The sequence below is a fragment of the Kineococcus radiotolerans SRS30216 = ATCC BAA-149 genome (assembly GCF_000017305.1).
GTDB classification, from domain to species: domain Bacteria; phylum Actinomycetota; class Actinomycetes; order Actinomycetales; family Kineococcaceae; genus Kineococcus; species Kineococcus radiotolerans.
Window position 1 is genome coordinate 2640176 of record NC_009664.2, and the last position, 17419, is coordinate 2657594.

Below are 17419 nucleotides of genomic sequence, written 5' to 3' on the forward strand. Positions count from 1 at the left end.
GGTACCGGGACGACCTCAGACCGCGGTGCGGTGGAAGCCGCGCGCCGAGCGGCTCGGCGTCGGCCCCCGCTGGCCCTGGTAGCGCGAGCCCGAGGCGTCGCTGCCGTAGGGGTTCTCCGCGGGGGAGGAGAGCTGGAAGAAGCAGAGCTGCCCGATCTTCATGCCCGGCCACAACGTGATGGGCAGCGTCGCCACGTTGGACAGCTCCAGGGTCACGTGGCCGGAGAAGCCCGCGTCGATGAAGCCCGCCGTGGAGTGCGTCAGCAGCCCCAGCCGGCCCAGGCTGCTCTTGCCCTCCAGGCGGGCGGAGACGTCGTCGGGCAGCGAGACGAGCTCGTAGGTCGAGCCCAGCACGAACTCGCCCGGGTGCAGGATGAACGGGTCCTCGGCGGGGACCTCGACCAGGCGGGTCAGGTCCGGCTGCTCCTGCGCCGGGTCGATCACGGAGTACTTGTGGTTGTCGAAGAGCCGGAAGAAGCGGTCCAGGCGCACGTCGACGCTGCTCGGCTGGACCATCGAGGGGTCGGACGGCTCGAGGACCACGCGGCCGGAGGCGAGCTGGGCACGGATGTCGCGGTCGGAGAGCAGCACGGGCGTCACGGTACCGCCGCTCGCAGCACCCGTCCGCGTCCGTTACGATGGTCCCGCCCAGTGCGATCCGCTGGGTGCGCGGGTGTAGTTCAATGGTAGAACTTCAGCTTCCCAAGCTGATAGTGCGAGTTCGATTCTCGTCACCCGCTCCAGCACGAAGGCCCAGGTCCCGCGGACCTGGGCCTTCGTCGTCCCCGGCCGCGCCTCACGCCGCCAGGACGGAGGCCCCCCGGCGCTCGCGGTACATCGCGGCGGCGTCGCGGAAGGCGGCCAGCGCGTACGCGGGGACCTGCAGCCCCTGCTGGTGCGCCCACAGCAGCTGGGTCTCCACCCGGGAGATGTCGCGCACGTTGCGCTCCAGCTCCTCGTCCAGGCCGAGCTCGACGACGACCCCGCCGAAGTCCGCGCGCTGCTCGCGCGTGCCCGCCCCGACGAGGCCGTAGCTGCGCGAGCGCAGCAGCCGGGCCAGGTGCAGCTGCCACCCGCTGATCGCCCCCGACTGCACCATCTCCTGCGCGCTGAGGCGGTAGAAGGCGAAGTGCCCCGGCTCCTGCACCTTGATCGCGTCCACGACCGTGCGTTTGACCGCGGTCTCGCCCATCTCGCCCAGGCCGTCGCTCATGGCCTGGTAGGCGAGCATCGCGGACTTCTCCGTCGCCGCGCCGGTCAGGTAGTAGAGCAGCCGGATGACCTCGTGGACGACGGGCAGGTGCGCCAGCGCGCCCAGGACGCGGACCCGGGCGGGCACCTCGCCGGTGTTGGCGACGACCGGCGGCATCCCCAGGCGCTGGGTCAGGGTGTCCAGCAGGATCCCGTGGTGCTCCTCCTGCGGGCCCCACACGTCGGCGTAGAAGGCGCGGTCGGTGTCGCTGACGCCGGGGAGCAGGGTCGCGAGCTCCAGGACGTTGCGCTCGACCTCCATCTCCACCCGGGCCATGTACTCCATGACGTGCCCGAAGCGCTCCCGCACCGCGGCGGGGTCCACGAGGGAGTAGTCCGCCGACGCCAGGTCGACGGGGGGGTGGCGCTCGCCCAGGCGCTGGACGTGGTCGCGGATCCTGGTGGCCTCCGCGCGGGGTTCGGACATGGGGTGCGGCTCCTCGGTGGACGGGTTCGACACCCTTCCTTCGGCGCCGCGGCCGCCGAGGTTTGCGGGACCACCCGTACGGCCCCCCCGGTGGCGCGGCCCGCGGGACGACTGCGCGCCACCTGTTCGTCACCCGGGTGCGGTTGAGTGCTCCCCATGCACCCTTGCGCACCCCTTCGCGGCGACGCGTCGTCGAGCCGCCGCTCCCCTTCCCCCCGCACCGTCCGCCTCGCGGCCGTCGGCAGCGCCGCGGCCCTCCTCGTCGGCCTCGGCGCCGCCGGCGCCACCGCCGCGCCCGCCCCGCCGTCCATCACCCTCGTCTCGATGACGGACGTGCACGGCCACGTCCTGGACTGGGACTACTTCGCCGGAGCCCCCTACGCGCAGGGCCGCGGGCTCGGCCTGGCGCGCGTCTCGACCGCCGTGGACCGGGTCCGCGCCGAGCGCGGCGCGGACTCCACGCTCGTCGTGGACAACGGCGACGCCATCCAGGGCACGCCCCTGACGTACTACTACTCCCGCCAGGAGCCGGTGACGGCCACGGGCGCGGTGCACCCGATGGCCCAGGCCTACGACGCCATCGGCCTCGACGCGCAGGTCGTGGGCAACCACGAGTTCAACTACGGCCTGGACACCCTGGCGAAGTACCGCCTCGACCTCGACGCCCCCCTGCTGGGCGCCAACGTCCTCGACGACCGCACCGGCGCGCCGTACCTGCGCCCCTGGGTGCTGCGCGAGGTGACGCCCACCGGCGGCGGGGACCCCGTCACCGTCGGGATCCTCGGCCTGACCACCCCCGGGTCCGCGGTCTGGGACAAGCAGAACGTCGAGGGGAAGCTGACCTTCGCCGACGTCGTGGAGACCGCGCGCACCGAGGTGCCGCGGATGAAGGCCGCCGGGGCGGACATCGTCGTCGTGCTCTCGCACTCCGGCCGCTCGGGGCCCTCCTCCTACGACGAGGCCGTCACGCCCGCCGAGAACGTCACCGACCGCGTCGCCGCGGAGGTCCCCGGGGTCGACGTCGTCGTGGCCGGGCACAGCCACCGCGACCTGCCGCAGGCGTGGGTGGACTCCACCGCCACCCCCGGCAAGCGGGTCCTGGTCACCCAGCCCTACCGCTGGGGCGCCTCGGTCACCGTCAGCCAGCTGGAGCTGCGCCGCGACGGCGACGGCTGGGCCCTGGGCGACGCCGACGTCCAGGAGATCCGCAGCGCCGACGTCCCCGAGGACCCGGAGATCGTCGACCTGGTCTCCGAGGAGCACGAGGCGACGGTCGCCTACGTGAACCAGGTCGTCGCCACCTCCACGCAGGAGTTGCCCGCGACGGAGTCCCGCTGGCGCGACACCCCGCTCATCGACTTCATCCAGCGGGTGCAGACCGACACCGTGCGCGCGGCCGTCGCCGGCACCCCGGACGCGGAGCTGCCGGTGCTGTCCATCGCCGCGCCCTTCAGCCGCACCGCGGTCTTCCCGCAGGGCGAGGTCACCGTCAAGGACGTCGCCGGGCTCTACGAGTTCGACAACACCCTGCAGGCGGTGCGCATGACCGGCGCGCAGGTCCGCGAGTACCTGGAGACCTCGGCGGAGTACTACGCCAGCGTCCCGCCGGGGAACCCCGCCGACCCGGAGTCCCTGGCGACGGGGCAGACCCCGGACTACAACCTCGACCAGCTCTCCGGGGTCGAGTACGAGCTCGACCTCGCCCAGCCGGCCGGGTCGCGGGTCGCCCGCCTGGAGCTCGACGGCGTCCCCGTCGCCGACGACGCGCAGTTCGTCGTCGCGGTCAACAACTACCGCCGCTCCGGGGGCGGCGGGTTCCCGCACGTCGCGCAGGCCCCCGTCGTCTACGACCAGCAGGCGGAGATCCGCCAGCTCCTCATCGACGCCGCGCAGGAGTCCGGGACCATCGACCCGGCCGACTTCGCCGTCGAGAACTGGTGGCTGACCGCCGGCGGCGAGCGCCTCTTCGACTGAGCGCCCCCTCCACCGGACGCGACGCGACGCCGGCCCCGCGCGGGGCCGGCGTCGCCCGCGTAGCCTCGCGCCACGGACGAGGAAGTCGAGACGGGAGAACACCCATGGCGTTGCGCGTGCTGTTCATCGGCGGCACCGGGATCATCAGCTCGGCCTGCGCGGCGCTGGCCGTGGAACGCGGGGTCGACCTCACCGTCCTCAACCGCGGCAGCGGGCGGCGCGGGGTCCCCGAGGGGGTCAGGGCGCTGACCGCCGACGTCCGCGACCCGGTGGCGCTGCGGGAGGCGCTGGGCGGGGAGGAGTTCGACGTGGTCGTCGACTTCATCGCCTTCACCCCCGACCACGTGCGCGCCGACGTGGAGACCTTCGCGGGCCGCACCGGCCAGTACGTCTTCGTCTCCAGCGCCAGCGCCTACCAGAAGCCCGTGGGGCACCTGCCGATCACGGAGTCCACGCCGCTGCACAACCCGTTCTGGGCGTACTCCCGCGACAAGATCGCCTGCGAGGAGCTGCTCACCCGGGCCTACCGCGAGGACGGCTTCCCCGCCGTCGTCGTGCGGCCCAGCCACACCTACGACCGCACCCTGGTCCCGCTGGACGACGGGTGGACGGCGATCGACCGGATGCGGCGCGGCAAGGCCGTCGTCGTGCCCGGCGACGGCACCTCGCTGTGGGTGCTGACCCACCACACCGACTTCGCGAAGGGGTTCGTGCCGCTGCTGGGGGAACCGGCCGTCACCGGCGAGGCGGTCCACATCACCGGCGACGAGGTCCTCACCTGGGACGGGATCGCCCGGCGGCTGGCGACCGCGGCGGGGGTGGCCGAACCCCGGCTGGTGCACGTGCCCAGCGACGTCATCGCCCGCGAGGCCCCCGACCGCGGGCCGGGGCTGCTGGGGGACAAGGCGCACTCGGTGGTCTTCGACAACACCAAGCTGAAGCGGCTGGTGCCGGGCTTCGCCGCGACGATCCCCTTCGCGGCGGGGGCGCGGGAGATCGTGGACCACCACGACGCCCACCCGGAGCTGAAGGTCGTCGACCCGGAGGTCGAGGCGCGCCTGGACCGGCTCGTGGAGCGGTTCGGCTAGGACCGGCCCGGACGCGGCGAGGGGGACGGCCGTCGTGGCCGTCCCCCTCGCGCTCGTCGGGCTCAGCCCTTGAAGGCGTCCTTGACGTGCTCGCCGCGCTGCTTGAGGTCGGCGGCACCCTGGTCCGCCTGGCCCTCGCGACGCAGCGCCTCGTCGCCCTTGGCCCCGCCCGCGGCCTCCTTGGCCTTGCCGGCGACGTCCTGGGCAGCGTTCTTGATCTTGTCCGCAGCGCTCACGGCTACCTCCTCAGCAGCACCGGGGAGGTGGCGGACGATCATCCGTCGATGCCCGTTCCCGGTGCGGTCGCAGTCCAGCACGGGCCGGGCGCGACCGCACCCGGGGACGCCGCCGGGTGCGGGGGGTCAGGCGTTCTGCGCGGCCCCGCCGTCGTCGCCCGGCCCCAGGCCCGGGGGCAGCTCGCCGAAGCTCTTGCGGTACCAGACCGCGGCCTGGCGCTCCACGATCAGCCGGGTGACGCCGATGATCGCGCCGGAGGCCAGCGCCCAGACCAGCGCCTCCTTCCAGGCCACGTCCGGGTCCTCCGGGTTGTCCGGCGGCGGCGACTTGGTCACCGCGACCCAGGCCTTCTTCGTGACGCGGCTCGCGACAGCGGTCGCGAGGATGCCGGCTCCGGGGCCGACCAGCTTCCAGACGATCGAGCTCATGGCGCGAACCCTGCCCTACAGCAGTCCCAGGAGCCAGCCCAGGACCGGGGTCAGCGCGGCGGCGCTGCCGCCGAGGACGGCGACGAGCACCAGCAGCGTCAGCAACCGGACCCCCCTCGAGGGGCCGCCGTCAGGGCCTCGCATCATCCGCAGCACGCGCCCATCCTCCCAGCCCGCGGGAGGTAGGGTGCGGAGCACAACGACAGGGGAGCGCCGTGGGGCGCTGAGAGTGCGGGTTTCCGCAGACCCTCGAACCTGATCCGGTTCAGACCGGCGTAGGGAGTCGGGACGTCCTCGACCGGTGGCCACCACGGCCCCGGTCCCCCTCCTGCACCACAGGAGGAACTGATGAGCACCACCCTCACCCGCTCGCGCGGCGCCGCCCGCTGGCGCACCGTCGACCTCCTCACCGCCGCCGTCCTCGGCGTCGCCTTCGGCGTCGTCTTCTGGGGCTGGGGCGTCGTCTACACCGCGCTCACCCCCGTCTTCGCGGCCGTGCCCTTCGTGCAGAGCCTGCTCAGCGGGGTGTGGCTGCTGCCCGCGGTCGTCGCCGCGCTGGTGGTCCGCCGCCCGGGCGCGGCGCTGCTGGCCGAGATGGTCGCCGCCTCCGTGGAGGCGCTGCTGGGCAGCCACTGGGGCTTCTCGGTCCTGATCTCCGGCGCGATCCAGGGCTTCGGGGTCGAGCTGGCCGTCGCGCTGTTCGCCTGGCGCCGGTTCGGCCCGCCCGTCGCCGTGCTCGGCGGGGTGCTCGCCGCGCTGCTGGAGGGCGTGTACGAGCTGCACGCCTACTACGCGGGGGTGTGGACGCTGCCCTTCCAGGTCGTCTACGTCGCCTGCTTCGTCGTCTCCGGCGCCGTCGTCGCCGGGCTCGGCGGGTGGGCGCTGGTGCGCGGGCTGGCCCGGTCCGGGGCGCTGGGGGCCTTCGCGGCCGGGCGCGACCACCGGCGTGGCTGACCTGACCCTGCGCGGGCTCACCGTCGTCCCCGCGGGCGGGACGCGGCCGGTCGTGGCCGACGTCGACCTCGACGTCGGCCACGGGGAGCACGTGCTGCTCGTCGGTGCCAGCGGCTCGGGCAAGTCCACGGTCCTGCGGGCCCTGGCCGGGCTGCTGGACGACGACGTCGACGCGAGCGGGGAGGTCCTCCTCGACGGCCGCCCGCCGCTCGCCGGGGAGGTGGGGCTGCTCGTGCAGGACCCCCTCGACGCCGTCGTCGCCGAGCTCGCCGGGCGCGACACCGCCTTCGGCCCGGAGAACGCCGGCCTGGAGCGGACCGCGATCTGGCGCCGCGTCGCCCGGGCCCACGAGGCGGCCCGCTACACCGCCGGCCGCGACCGCGAGGTCGTCACCCTCTCCGGCGGGGAGCGCCAGCGCCTCGCCCTGGCCGGCACCCTGGCCGCCGACCCGGCCGTCCTGCTGCTGGACGAACCCACCTCGATGCTCGACGCCCCGACCGCGCGCGCCGTGCGGACCGCGGTCCTCGACGCCGCCCGCGGCCGGGGTCTCGTCGTCGTCGACCACGACCTCGCGGGCTGGGCCCCGCACGTGGACCGCGTCGTCGTCCTGGGCCGCGAGGGCCGGGTGGTGGCCGCCGGCGCGCCGGCGGCGGTCCTGGCCGACCCGGCGCTGCTGGCCGACGGGCTGTGGCTGCCCGGCGCCCCGCCGCCGCGGCCGGTGGACCTGCCCGACGGGCTCCTGCGCCCCTGGCTCGACGTCGGGGGGGAGCTGCTGCGCGGTCGCGGCATCGGGCTCGTCCGCCGCCGCCGCGGGCTGCGCGCGACGCCGCCGGTGACGGTCCTGCGCGACGTCGACGTGGCCCTGCCCGCCGGCGCGAGCACCCCCCTGACCGGCGACAGCGGGTCGGGGAAGTCCAGCCTGCTGGCGGTGCTGGCCGGGCTGGTCCGCCCCACCGGGGACCTCGTCGCGGCGCCCGGGTTCGCCCCGGCGCGCCGGGGCGGTCGTCCCTGCCCCCCGCACGCCTGGCGCTCGCGCGAGCTCGCCGCCCGCACCGGCTGGGTCCCGCAGTTCCCCGAGCACTCCTTCCTCGCCGGCGACGTCCGCGGCGAGGTCCGGGCCACGCCGCAGGTCCTGGGCCGCCCCACCGACCGCGCCGACGCCCTGCTGGAGGTCCTCGGGCTGAGCGCGCGCGCCGGGGTGAACCCGTTCCGCCTCTCCGGGGGCGAGCAGCGCCGGCTGGCGCTGGCCGCGGCGGCGGCGGCCGGGCCGGCGCTGCTGCTGGCCGACGAGCCGACCGTGGGTCAGGACCGGGGCACCTGGGCCGCGGTGGCGGGGTTGCTGGCGGCCGCCGCGGGCGCCGGGGCCGCCGTCGCCGTCAGCACCCACGACGGGGCCCTCGTGCGGGCGCTGGCTCCGCGCGGTGGGGGCGTCCACCTCGTCGGGGGCACGAGCGGGCCCCGCGAGGTGGCGGCGTGAGCGGCGGGGCGACCGGCGGGGCGACCGGCGGGGCGACGTCCGGCCCCGCCGTCCCCCCGGGCGTCCACACCGCTGTGCACATGACTGTGGACGACGCTGTGGGCAACCGCTCCCCGGTTGTGGACGACGGGGTGCCGCCCACCGCGGCGCAGCGGCGCAGCGCCGGTCCCGGGCCGCTGGTCCGGCACTGCGGGCCGCTGCCGCTGCTGGCCGTGGGACTGCTCTGCGCCCTCGGCGCCTTCGCCGTGGAGCGGTGGTGGCAGGCCGCGGGGGCGCTCGCGGTGCAGCTGCTGTGCCTGCCGCTGGTGGCCGCCGGCGCGCGGGCCCTGGTGCTGCGCTCGCTGCCGCTGCTGGTGGCCGCCGTCTCCGTGGGCTGGTCCACGGTCCTCGCCGGCGACAGCCCCGATCCGCTGGCGACGGCGCTCACGGCGTCCCTGCGGCTGCTCGTGCTGGTCCTGCCCGGCACCGTCCTGCTGGGCTGGGTGGACCCCGCCGAGGCCGGGGACCACCTGGCCCAGCGGCTGCGGCTGCCCGGGCGGGTCGTGGTCGCCGTCGTCGCCGCCCTGGGGCAGCTGGGCACCCTGACCGCCTCGTGGGAGCAGATCGCCGCGGCCCGCCGGGTCCGCGGGTCCGGTCCCGGGCGGGGGCCGGTGTCGCGGGTGCGGTGGTCGGCGTCGACGGCCTTCGGGCTGCTCGTCGACGCCGTGCGCCGGGCCGGGCGCACCGCGGTCGCGATGGACGCCCGGGGGTTCGCCTCCGACGGCGCGCTGCGGCGCAGCTGGGCGCTGCCCGCGCCGTGGCGGCGCGCGGACACCGTCCTGCTGCTGGTGGGGACGGCGGTGGCGGCGGTGCCGCTGCTGCTGCGGCTGCTCGTCCCCTGACCCGACCCGGCGGGGTCAGGGGCGGGGCAGCTCCCACAGGTCGGCCAGCACCGCGCCCGCGGCGGTGTGCCGCCCGGGGGCGGGGGAGTCCAGGACGACCAGGAGCTGCGCGGGCGCCCCGGGCACCCCGGGGTCCGGGGGGAGCAGCGCGATGCCCTCGGGGTGGTCCTCGCCCTGGCCGTGCGGCAGGTCCAGGACGACGGGGAGCTCGGCGCGGCGCACGACGTCGGCGGCCTCGGCCCGGCCCGCGCCGATCCAGCGGTGCACCCGCACCGGGCCCGAGAGCCCCATCGAGGGGCCGCTGAGGACGAGCAGGTCGTCGCCGTCGGGGCAGAGGTCGCGGACGCCGAGCCCGTGCAGGTCCAGCAGGTGCAGCCGGTAGGTGCCCCGGTCGGGGCCGTCGCCGAACTCCTCGAGGACGAGGCGGTCGGGGTGCTTGCGGTGCGTCGCCGGGCGCAGCTCCAGCACCACCGCCCACCCGCGCAGCACCGGGCCGCGCAGGCCCGCGTAGAGGCGGACCCCGTCCGCGGAGCGGTGGACGGCCACGCCCTCGACGTCGAGGCCGTTGTCCTTGGAGGGGATGGTCAGGAACGGTGCGAGGAGGTCGTCGCCGGCGAGGTGGGTCGTCAGGTCGTCGTCGTGGGCGCCGAGGACGGCCGCGGTGAGGGTCTCGCCGTCGACGGTGACCTCGCGCGCCGGCAGCCCGGTGGCGGGGTCGACCGGCAGCCGGACGAGGACGTAGCGGTTGGGTTCGCGCACGACCTTCCCCAGCCGCTTGCGGGCCTTGGCGTCGGGGTCGTGGTCGCGGATCCGCTTGCGCTTGAGGCTGTGCGAGCCGATCGCCCACAGCCAGGGCCCGCTGCGGGCGAGGCCCTCGACGTCGGCCTCCTCCTCGTGGGGGCCGGGCAGGTCGACCAGCTCGGCCAGCGGCACGCTGACCTGGTGGCCGAAGCCGTCGGCGGTGCCGTCGCCGCCGAGCGCGGTGAGCCGCTCGAGGGTGGCGGTCTCGTCGCCGGCGAGCCACAGGTGGCGCCCGTCGGTGCGGACGGCGGAGAGGTTGACGTGGGTCGACGTCGCCTTCGACGCCTCGTCGAAGAACAGCGGGACCTGCCGCGACGGGTGCACGCCCGGACAACGACCCGGCGGGGCCGCCGGTTCCGGGAACAGACGGGCCCCTCCGGCAGTTGAGCCCATCAGACTCAAGTTCGCCGGTCTCCACTTGACAGATCCGGAGCCCTCCGCGAACTTGAGTGGAGAACGCTCAACCGTCAGCGACACGAAAGAGGGCACTTCCCATGGCACGTGCGGTCGGCATCGACCTCGGGACCACCAACTCCGTCGTCTCCGTCCTCGAGGGCGGCGAACCGACGGTCATCGCCAACGCCGAGGGCGGGCGCACCACGCCCTCCGTCGTCGCCTTCGCCAAGAACGGCGAGGTGCTGGTCGGGGAGATCGCCAAGCGCCAGGCCGTCACCAACATCGACCGCACCGTCCGCTCGGTCAAGCGCGAGGTCGGCACCAACTGGTCGACGACGATCGACGACAAGAAGTACACCCCGCAGGAGATCAGCGCCCGCGTGCTGCAGAAGCTCAAGCGCGACGCGGAGAGCTACCTCGGCGAGGCCGTCACCGACGCCGTCATCACCGTCCCCGCGTACTTCAACGACGCGCAGCGCCAGGCCACCAAGGAGGCCGGTGAGATCGCGGGCCTCAACGTCCTGCGCATCATCAACGAGCCCACCGCCGCCGCTCTCGCCTACGGGCTCGAGAAGGGCAAGGAGGACGAGCTCATCCTCGTCTTCGACCTCGGCGGCGGCACCTTCGACGTCTCCCTCCTCGAGGTCGGCAAGGACGAGGACGGCTTCTCCACCATCCAGGTCCGCGCCACCTCCGGCGACAACCACCTCGGCGGCGACGACTGGGACCAGCGCGTCGTCGACCACCTGCTCAAGAAGGTCTCCAGCGCCTACGGCATCGACCTGTCCAAGGACAAGATCGCGATGCAGCGCCTGCGCGAGTCCGCCGAGCAGGCCAAGAAGGAGCTGTCGACGGCCACCAGCACCGGCATCTCCCTGCAGTACCTGTCGATGAGCGAGAACGGCCCCGTCCACCTGGACGAGACCCTCACCCGCGCGCAGTTCGAGCAGATGACCCAGGACCTGCTGGACCGCACCAAGAAGCCCTTCCACGACGTCATCCGCGACGCCGACGTGAAGCTCGCCGACATCCACCACGTCGTGCTCGTCGGCGGCTCCACCCGCATGCCGGCCGTGACCGGCGTCGTCAAGGAACTGCTCGGCGGCAAGGAGCCCAACAAGGGCGTCAACCCCGACGAGGTCGTCGCCATCGGCGCCGCCCTCCAGGCCGGTGTCCTCAAGGGCGAGCGCAAGGACGTCCTGCTCATCGACGTCACCCCGCTGTCCCTGGGCATCGAGACCAAGGGCGGGATCATGACGAAGCTCATCGAGCGCAACACCGCGATCCCGACCAAGCGCTCCGAGGTGTTCACCACCGCCGACGACAACCAGCCCTCGGTGCTCATCCAGGTGTTCCAGGGCGAGCGCGAGCTGGCCCGTGACAACAAGCCGCTGGGCACCTTCGAGCTGACCGGCATCGCCCCCGCCCCGCGCGGGGTGCCGCAGGTCGAGGTCACCTTCGACATCGACGCCAACGGCATCGTGCACGTGAACGCGAAGGACCGCGGCACGGGCAAGGAGCAGTCGATGACCATCTCCGGCGGCAGCGCGCTGTCGAAGGAGGACATCGAGCGCATGGTCAAGGACGCGGAGCAGCACGCGAACGAGGACAAGCAGCGCCGCGAGGAGGCCGAGGCCCGCAACCAGGCCGAGGGTCTCGTCTACCAGACCGAGAAGTTCGTCGCCGACAACTCCGACAAGCTCCCCGAGGACGGCAAGGCCGAGGTCCAGGCCGCCGTGGCGGAGCTGAAGACCGCCCTCGCCGGCACCGACGCGGCCGAGATCAAGGCCAAGTCCGACGCCGTCGCGCAGGCCTCCCAGAAGCTGGGGGCGGCCATGTACGCCGCCCAGGCCGAGGGCGGCGCCGCCGGTGACGCGGGTGCGCAGGCCGGGCCGGACTTCACCAAGCCCTCCGCCTCCGACGAGGACGTGGTGGACGCCGAGGTCGTCGACGACGAGAAGGACAAGTGATGGCGGAGGAGTTCCCCGAGCCGGCCGTCGTCCGGGACAACCGCCGCATCGACCCCGAGACCGGCGAGGTGCGCGCCGCCTCCCCCGCGGGGGAGGCGGCCCCGGCCGCCCCCTCGGTGGGGGGCCCGGACGACGGGGCGGCCGAGGCCGACCGCGACGCGGCGCAGTCCCTGGCCGCCGAGCGCCTCGACGAGCTGCAGCGGCTGAACGCGGAGTACGCGAACTACCGCAAGCGCGTCGATCGCGACCGCGACGTCGCCCGGAACACGGCGCTGGCCGGGGTGGCCGAGTCGCTGCTGCCGGTCCTCGACGACATCCACCTCGCCCGTCAGCACGGTGACCTCACCGGGCCGTTCGCGGCGATCGCGGACAAGCTCGAGGCCACGCTCACCCGGTTCGGGCTCGAGCGCTACGGCCAGGACGGCGAGCCGTTCGACCCGGCCGTCCACGAGGCGCTCATGCACAGCCACTCCGACGAGTACGAGGTCGCCACGTGCGTCACCGTCCTGCAGCCGGGCTACCGGTTCGCGGACCGGGTGCTGCGCCCGGCCCGCGTCGCGGTGGCCGACCCGCAGGGATGACCGACCGATCGAAGGAGGGGGGACGCCGGTGAGCATGCAGGACTGGGCCGAGAAGGACTTCTACGCCGTTCTCGGTGTCGCCCACGACGCGGACGCCGCGGAGATCAAGAAGGCGTACCGCAAGAAGGCCCGCACCCTGCACCCGGACGCCAACCCGGGTGACGCGGCCGCGGAGCTGCGCTTCAAGGAGGTCGGGGAGGCCTACGCGGTCCTCTCCGACCCCGAGCAGCGCCGGCAGTACGACGGCGTCCGCGCCATGGTCGGCGGCGGGGCCCGGTTCTCCTCCGGGGGTTCCGGGCCCGCCGGCGGCGCGGGGTTCGAGGACCTCCTCGGGGGGTTGTTCGGGCAGGGCGGGGGACGCGCCCCCGGCGGGGTGCGCTTCGGCACCCCCGGCGGTGCGCCCGGGGGAGGTTTCGAGGACCTGCTCGGCGGGTTGTTCGGGCAGGCGGGCGGCGGCGCGGGCTTCCCCGGGGGTTTCCCCGGGGCGGGTCAGCAGGCCCCGCCGCAGCGCGGCCAGGACCTCGAGGCCTCGGCCCGGGTCTCCTTCCGCGACGCCCTCGACGGCAAGACGGTCTCCCTGCGGGTCCCCGACCCGCGCGGGGGACCGGTCCGCACCGTCAACGCCCGGCTGCCGCAGGGCGTCCGCGACGGGCAGAAGGTCCGCTTGCGCGGCAAGGGGATGCCCGGGCCCGGGGGGACGGCGGGCGACCTGCTCGTCACCGTGCAGGTGGAACCGCACCCGGTGTTCCGCCGCGACGGCGACGACCTGCGGATGACGCTGCCGGTCTCCTTCGACGAGGCCGTGCTCGGGGCGACGGTCGAGGTCCCCACCCTGGACGGCACGACCGTCAGGGTGAAGGTCCCCGCCGGGACCCCCTCGGGGCGCTCGCTGCGGCTGAAGGGCCGCGGCGTGCAGCGCTCGCGCTCCGGGGACGACCGCGGCGACCTGTTCGTGACCGTCGAGGTCGTCGTGCCGCAGCGCGTCGACGGCGCGGCGCGCGAGGCCGTCGAGGCGTTCGCGCGGGCGACCGCGGGCGACGACCCGCGCGCCGGCCTGGCCGACCGCGCCCGCAGCTGACGCCGGTCCACCGCTGGGGGCGGTGACCTCGCGCGACCCGCGAGGTCACCGCCCCGGCGCACGAGACGAGGGGAGAGGGAGTTGTACGACGACGACACCGCGCTGTTCGTGATCTCGGTCGCGGCGGAACTCGCGGGCATGCACCCGCAGACGCTGCGCCAGTACGACCGCCTCGGCCTCGTCTCGCCCAGCCGGGCCCGCGGCCGCGGCCGGCGCTACTCCGCGCGCGACGTCGCGCAGCTGCGCGAGGTGCAGCGGCTGTCCCAGGAGGACGGCGTGAACCTCGCCGGCATCAAGCGCATCATGGACCTGGAGAACCAGGTCCTCGCCCTCGGCCAGCGCGTCGAGGAGCTCGAGGCCGAGATCGCCCTCGTCCGCCAGCAGGCCCGGCGGATCTTCGCCGCCGGGATGGCCGGGGACATCGTGGCCACGCCGATGGGGCGCCGCCCGGAGTCCCAGCGCTCCACCGCGCTGGTCGTCTGGCGTCCCGAAACCCGCCGCTGACCCGACCCGGTGGGGCATGATCCCGCCGTGACCTCCTCCCCGTCCGGACCGGACGTCCTCGCCGTCGGCTCCTACACCGCCGCCACCGGCGGGCGGGGCGCCGGCGTGACGCTGCTGCCGCGCGACCCCCGCACGGGCCGGCTGGGGCGGCCCGGGCTCGTCGAGGGCTGCTCCTCGCCGTCCTTCCTGGCCGCGGGCGCGCCGGGCACCGGGCTGGTGCACGCCGCCCACGAGCTCGACGAGGGCCGCGTCTCCACCCGCCGCTTCGACGGCCGGGCCTGGGAGCTGCGGGGGGAGTCCCCCAGCGGCGGCGCCTCGCCGTGCCACCTCACCCTCGCCGGGGAGTTCCTGCTCGCGGCGAACTACGGCGGCGGCGTCGGCGTGCTCGACCTGGACGGCGGGGCCGTCCGGGGGCTGCGCCAGACGCTGCGCGGCGAGGGGTCCGGTCCCGACACCGACCGGCAGGACGCCTCCCACCCGCACTCCACCCGGCTCCTGGGCGACGACGCGTTCGCCGTGCTCGACCTCGGCACCGACGAGGTCCGCGTGCACGCCCTGGACGCCGCCGGCGCCTCGCCCGAACCCGTGCAGGTCCTCGACCTGGCCCCCGGCACCGGACCGCGCCACGCCGTCGTCGACGGGGACCGCCTCCACGTCGTCGGCGAGCTCGACGTCACCGTCACCTCGTTCGCGCTGCGCGCGGGCCGGTTGTCCGACCCCGTCGTCACCCCCGCCCTGGCCGGGCCGGGGCCCGCGGCGGGACGGGTCCACCCCTCCGAGGTCGCCCGCGCCCCGTGGGGGCTGGTCGTCGCCCACCGCGGCGCCGACGTGCTCACCCTCCTCGACCTCGTCGACGGGGTCCCCCGGCCCGTGCGCGACGTCGCGATCGGGGCGCGGAACCCGCGGCACGTGCTCGTGCTCGGCCACCACCTCTACGTCGCCGCCCAGGACTCCGACCTCGTCGTCCACCTCACCCTGGGCGAGGACTTGAGCGTCGTCGACCGCTCCGCCGTCGAGGTCGGGTCCCCGACCTGCGTGCTGCCGCTCTGAGCCGCCGGCGCGTCCCGGCCGCCGGGGTGCGTGGGAGGGCGCCGGAGCGGGCAGGGGAGAGGCATGACGAACCCACGCCACAACGGGCTGCGGTCCGTGGCCGACCAGACCGAGGACGAACGGGGCGGCCCGGGCAGCATCCTGTCCCGGCAGAGCCGCGACCACGCCGAGCTCGACGAGCTGATGCGTTCCTACGACGCGACGAGCGACCCCGGCGAGCGCGGCCGCATCGTCGCGGAGGTGGGGGAGCGTGCCCTGCGGCACGCCTTCGCCGAGGAGACCGTGCTGTTCCCCGCGTACCGCAGGCTGCTGGCCGACGGCGACGACGAGCTGACCCGCCACATCGAGGGCGACCACCAGACGGTGAACGAGGCGCTGGAGGCGCTGCAGCGCGCCGACCCGGCGTCGGCGGACTACGACGCGACCGTCCGGCACGCCTTCGAGGTCATCCGCCACGACGCCCACGACGAGGAGGACGACCTCCTGCCGCGGTTGCAGCAGGTGGCGGGGGTGCACGAGCTGCGCGCGATCGGGGCGGCCTGGGAGCTGCAGCGCCGGACGTCCCCGACGCGACCGCACCCGCGCATCCCCCGCGAACCCCCGGGCAACGTCCTGACCGGGATCCCGCTCGCGGTGTCCGACCGCGTGAAGGACGGCGTGGACCACCTGCTGCCCGTGGGCAGCACCCGTCGCCGGCTGGCGGCCCCGGTCGTCGTGGTGGCCGTCGTCGCGGTGCTGGTGATCGGGGGGCGGCGGCGGTCCTGAACCCGGTGGACGGCGCGGGCCGCGCCGGGTCAGGGTGGCGGGGTGAGCGACGAGCCCGCCGGCCCGCCGGGCGACCTCCCGGGCGACCTCCCGGACGACCTCCCCGGTGACCTCCCGGGTGACGAGGTCCTGGTCGGGGGCGGGGTGAACCGGGTGGTGCGCCGCGGGGACCGCGTCCTGCGCCCGACCGGGCCGTGGTCGGTGCGGGTGCACGACCTGCTGCGCCGGCTGGAGGCGGCGGGCTTCGACGCCGCGCCCCGCGTGCACGGCGCGGCCGGGGGCCGGGAGGAGCTGGACTTCCTGCCCGGGACCGTCGGGAACTACCCGGTGAGCGACGAGGCGGCCTCGGCGACGGCGCTGCGCACCGCGGCGGAGCTCCTGCGCGACTACCACCGTGCCACCGCGGGGTTCGCCCGCGCGCTGCCCCGGGAGGGGTGGCTGCTGCCGGTGCGCGAGCCCGTCGAGGTCGTCTGCCACGGCGACTACGCCCCGCACAACTGCGTCCTCGACGGCGAGCGGGTGGTCGGCCTCATCGACTTCGACACCGCCCGCCCCGGGCCCCGCCTGACCGACCTGGGCGTCGCGGCCTACCGGTGGGTGCCGCTGTCGGACCCGGCCCACGAGGGGGTCCGCCCCGGCACCGCGGAGCAGGCCGCCCGGCTCGCGGCGTTCTGCGACGCCTACGGCGCGAGCGCGGTGGAGCGACGGGGCCTCGTCGACGCCGTCCTCGAGCACCTGGACCTGCTGGTCCGGCACATGCACGAGCAGGCGGGCGCGGGGGTGGCGGCGTTCGCGCAGCACGTCGCCGACGGCCACGACGAGCTCTACCGGGCCGACGCCCGCTACGTGGGCGCCCACCGCGCGGTCCTCGAGGCCGCGGTCCTCGCGGGGGAGCCCGGGCGCGAGCGCGGGGGGAAGCACGGTGGTGGGCCCGGTGTTGGGACCGGTGGCGCCGGGAGCCCGTCCGCTCCGTCGTCGAGGAACGCCGAACGCTCAGGAGGAGAAGGACATGACTGATCTGCAGTGGCGCGTGGTGCTGGCCGCCGACGAGGCGGGTGTCTCCTACAAGGACGCCATCAAGGCGGACCTGCTGAAGGACCCCCGCGTGAAGGAGGTCCTCGACGTCGGCGTGAACGGTGACGACGACAAGACCGCCTACCCCCACGTGGCCGTCGCCGCCGCCCGCAAGATCGCCGCCGGTGAGGCCGACCGCGGCATCCTCGTCTGCGGCACCGGCATGGGCGTGGCCATCGCGGCGAACAAGGTCCCCGGCATCCGCGCCTCGGTGGCCCACGACTCCTTCTCCGTGGAGCGCCTGGTGCTCTCCAACGACGGTCAGGTCCTGACCCTGGGCGAGCGGGTCATCGGCAAGGAGCTGGCCCGTCGCCTGGCCAAGGAGTTCCTCGGCTACGTCTTCGACCCCAGCTCCGCCTCCGCGGCCAAGGTCGAGGCCATCACCGGTTACGAGACCGTGGCCAACACCGACGCCGACGTGGCCGCCTCCTCCTGCTGAACCGGCCCGGCGGGCCCGCACCGGGGCCAGCCGGTGCGGCTGAT

The 17419-nt window shown here is 75.2% G+C and carries 19 protein-coding genes, 1 tRNA gene and 1 riboswitch; of the genes, 14 read left to right on the forward strand and 6 right to left on the reverse strand.

Annotated elements, in window-relative coordinates; genetic code table 11:
* Window positions 1–15 precede the first annotated feature (15 nt).
* Entirely contained in the window at window positions 16–591 is a 576-nt protein-coding gene (gene dcd / locus KRAD_RS12615; RefSeq protein WP_012085998.1) for a dCTP deaminase, read from the reverse strand.
* Window positions 592–669: 78 nt separating this feature from the next.
* Here dcd and KRAD_RS12620 point away from each other — a divergent pair.
* Window positions 670–743: transfer RNA gene (locus KRAD_RS12620), tRNA-Gly, on the forward strand.
* A 53-nt stretch (window positions 744–796) separates the two neighbouring features.
* Here the strand turns inward: KRAD_RS12620 and KRAD_RS12625 are convergent.
* The gene (locus tag KRAD_RS12625; protein WP_012085999.1) at window positions 797–1678 is read right to left on the reverse strand and encodes a hypothetical protein; all 882 of its coding nucleotides are present in this window, start codon (window positions 1676–1678) and stop codon (window positions 797–799) included.
* A 156-nt stretch (window positions 1679–1834) separates the two neighbouring features.
* Between KRAD_RS12625 and KRAD_RS12630 the strand changes: the two genes are divergently transcribed.
* Together KRAD_RS12630 and KRAD_RS12635 are read left to right on the forward strand one after the other, a co-directional pair.
* Complete coding sequence (locus tag KRAD_RS12630; protein WP_041292072.1) at window positions 1835–3652, forward strand: bifunctional metallophosphatase/5'-nucleotidase; 1818 nt, start codon at window positions 1835–1837, stop codon at window positions 3650–3652.
* 104 nt (window positions 3653–3756) lie between these two features.
* Window positions 3757–4740 carry an SDR family oxidoreductase gene (locus KRAD_RS12635; RefSeq protein ID WP_012086001.1) on the forward strand — a complete coding sequence of 328 codons (984 nt, stop codon included), beginning with the start codon at window positions 3757–3759 and terminating at the stop codon, window positions 4738–4740.
* Between the two features lie 62 nt (window positions 4741–4802).
* On the opposite strand, the gene KRAD_RS12640 is transcribed toward KRAD_RS12635, so the two are convergent.
* From KRAD_RS12640 to KRAD_RS26035, 3 genes are all read right to left on the reverse strand, one after another.
* Complete coding sequence (locus KRAD_RS12640) at window positions 4803–4976, reverse strand: CsbD family protein (RefSeq protein ID WP_012086003.1); 174 nt, start codon at window positions 4974–4976, stop codon at window positions 4803–4805.
* A 126-nt stretch (window positions 4977–5102) separates the two neighbouring features.
* Entirely contained in the window at window positions 5103–5405 is a 303-nt protein-coding gene (locus tag KRAD_RS12645; RefSeq protein WP_012086004.1) for a DUF4235 domain-containing protein, read from the reverse strand.
* A 15-nt stretch (window positions 5406–5420) separates the two neighbouring features.
* Window positions 5421–5561, reverse strand: coding sequence for a hypothetical protein (locus tag KRAD_RS26035; RefSeq protein ID WP_157873591.1), 141 nt, complete (start codon window positions 5559–5561; stop codon window positions 5421–5423).
* A gap of 38 nt (window positions 5562–5599) precedes the next feature.
* A riboswitch (TPP riboswitch) is annotated at window positions 5600–5704 on the forward strand.
* A gap of 49 nt (window positions 5705–5753) precedes the next feature.
* Between KRAD_RS26035 and KRAD_RS12650 the strand changes: the two genes are divergently transcribed.
* From KRAD_RS12650 to KRAD_RS12660, 3 genes are read left to right on the forward strand one after another with little or no spacing between them, the layout of a single operon-like run.
* Window positions 5754–6359: an ECF transporter S component gene (locus tag KRAD_RS12650; protein ID WP_012086005.1), complete on the forward strand. Its 606-nt coding sequence runs from the start codon at window positions 5754–5756 to the stop codon at window positions 6357–6359.
* Window positions 6352–7836, forward strand: a complete 1485-nt coding sequence (locus tag KRAD_RS12655) for an ATP-binding cassette domain-containing protein (protein ID WP_012086006.1) — start codon at window positions 6352–6354, stop codon at window positions 7834–7836. Before KRAD_RS12650 ends, KRAD_RS12655 begins: the two co-directional genes overlap by 8 nt.
* Window positions 7833–8717 (forward strand): energy-coupling factor transporter transmembrane component T family protein, encoded by an 885-nt coding sequence (locus KRAD_RS12660; RefSeq protein WP_012086007.1) that lies wholly within the window; start codon window positions 7833–7835, stop codon window positions 8715–8717. The genes KRAD_RS12655 and KRAD_RS12660 overlap by 4 nt, the downstream gene beginning before the upstream one ends.
* A 15-nt stretch (window positions 8718–8732) precedes the next feature.
* Here the strand turns inward: KRAD_RS12660 and KRAD_RS12665 are convergent, their stop codons facing one another.
* Window positions 8733–9842: a DUF3616 domain-containing protein gene (locus KRAD_RS12665; RefSeq protein ID WP_012086008.1), complete on the reverse strand. Its 1110-nt coding sequence runs from the start codon at window positions 9840–9842 to the stop codon at window positions 8733–8735.
* Window positions 9843–10012: 170 nt separating this feature from the next.
* Here KRAD_RS12665 and dnaK point away from each other — a divergent pair, with 170 nt between their 5' ends.
* The 8 genes from dnaK (at window position 10013) to KRAD_RS12705 (ending at window position 17375) form a co-directional block, all read left to right on the forward strand.
* Window positions 10013–11884, forward strand: coding sequence for a molecular chaperone DnaK (gene dnaK, locus KRAD_RS12670; protein WP_012086009.1), 1872 nt, complete (start codon window positions 10013–10015; stop codon window positions 11882–11884).
* On the forward strand, window positions 11884–12465 hold the full coding sequence (gene grpE, locus KRAD_RS12675; RefSeq protein ID WP_012086010.1) for a nucleotide exchange factor GrpE: 582 nt from the start codon (window positions 11884–11886) through the stop codon (window positions 12463–12465). The genes dnaK and grpE overlap by 1 nt, the downstream gene beginning before the upstream one ends.
* A gap of 28 nt (window positions 12466–12493) precedes the next feature.
* Complete coding sequence (locus tag KRAD_RS12680) at window positions 12494–13543, forward strand: DnaJ C-terminal domain-containing protein (protein WP_012086012.1); 1050 nt, start codon at window positions 12494–12496, stop codon at window positions 13541–13543.
* Between the two features lie 81 nt (window positions 13544–13624).
* Window positions 13625–14047, forward strand: a complete 423-nt coding sequence (locus KRAD_RS12685; protein ID WP_012086013.1) for a heat shock protein transcriptional repressor HspR — start codon at window positions 13625–13627, stop codon at window positions 14045–14047.
* Window positions 14048–14074: 27 nt separating this feature from the next.
* On the forward strand, window positions 14075–15097 hold the full coding sequence (locus KRAD_RS12690; RefSeq protein ID WP_012086014.1) for a beta-propeller fold lactonase family protein: 1023 nt from the start codon (window positions 14075–14077) through the stop codon (window positions 15095–15097).
* Window positions 15098–15160: 63 nt separating this feature from the next.
* Window positions 15161–15862, forward strand: coding sequence for a hemerythrin domain-containing protein (locus KRAD_RS27540; RefSeq protein WP_012086015.1), 702 nt, complete (start codon window positions 15161–15163; stop codon window positions 15860–15862).
* A 42-nt stretch (window positions 15863–15904) separates the two neighbouring features.
* Complete coding sequence (locus KRAD_RS27545) at window positions 15905–16879, forward strand: phosphotransferase enzyme family protein (protein WP_012086016.1); 975 nt, start codon at window positions 15905–15907, stop codon at window positions 16877–16879.
* A complete protein-coding gene (locus KRAD_RS12705; protein ID WP_012086017.1) occupies window positions 16872–17375 on the forward strand; it encodes a ribose-5-phosphate isomerase in 504 nt (167 codons plus the stop codon). Before KRAD_RS27545 ends, KRAD_RS12705 begins: the two co-directional genes overlap by 8 nt.
* Window positions 17376–17419 lie beyond the last annotated feature (44 nt).

Coding starts and splice junctions, on each gene's coding strand:
- KRAD_RS12635 (WP_012086001.1), top strand. CDS start 3,757: ATGGCGTTGCGCGTGCTGTTCATCGGCGGCACCGGGATCATCAGCTCG.
- grpE (WP_012086010.1), top strand. CDS start 11,884: ATGGCGGAGGAGTTCCCCGAGCCGGCCGTCGTCCGGGACAACCGCCGC.
- KRAD_RS27540 (WP_012086015.1), top strand. CDS start 15,161: ATGACGAACCCACGCCACAACGGGCTGCGGTCCGTGGCCGACCAGACC.
- KRAD_RS12650 (WP_012086005.1), top strand. CDS start 5,754: ATGAGCACCACCCTCACCCGCTCGCGCGGCGCCGCCCGCTGGCGCACC.
- KRAD_RS12630 (WP_041292072.1), top strand. CDS start 1,835: ATGCACCCTTGCGCACCCCTTCGCGGCGACGCGTCGTCGAGCCGCCGC.
- KRAD_RS12645 (WP_012086004.1), bottom strand. CDS start 5,405: ATGAGCTCGATCGTCTGGAAGCTGGTCGGCCCCGGAGCCGGCATCCTC.
- KRAD_RS12705 (WP_012086017.1), top strand. CDS start 16,872: ATGACTGATCTGCAGTGGCGCGTGGTGCTGGCCGCCGACGAGGCGGGT.
- dnaK (WP_012086009.1), top strand. CDS start 10,013: ATGGCACGTGCGGTCGGCATCGACCTCGGGACCACCAACTCCGTCGTC.
- KRAD_RS12625 (WP_012085999.1), bottom strand. CDS start 1,678: ATGTCCGAACCCCGCGCGGAGGCCACCAGGATCCGCGACCACGTCCAG.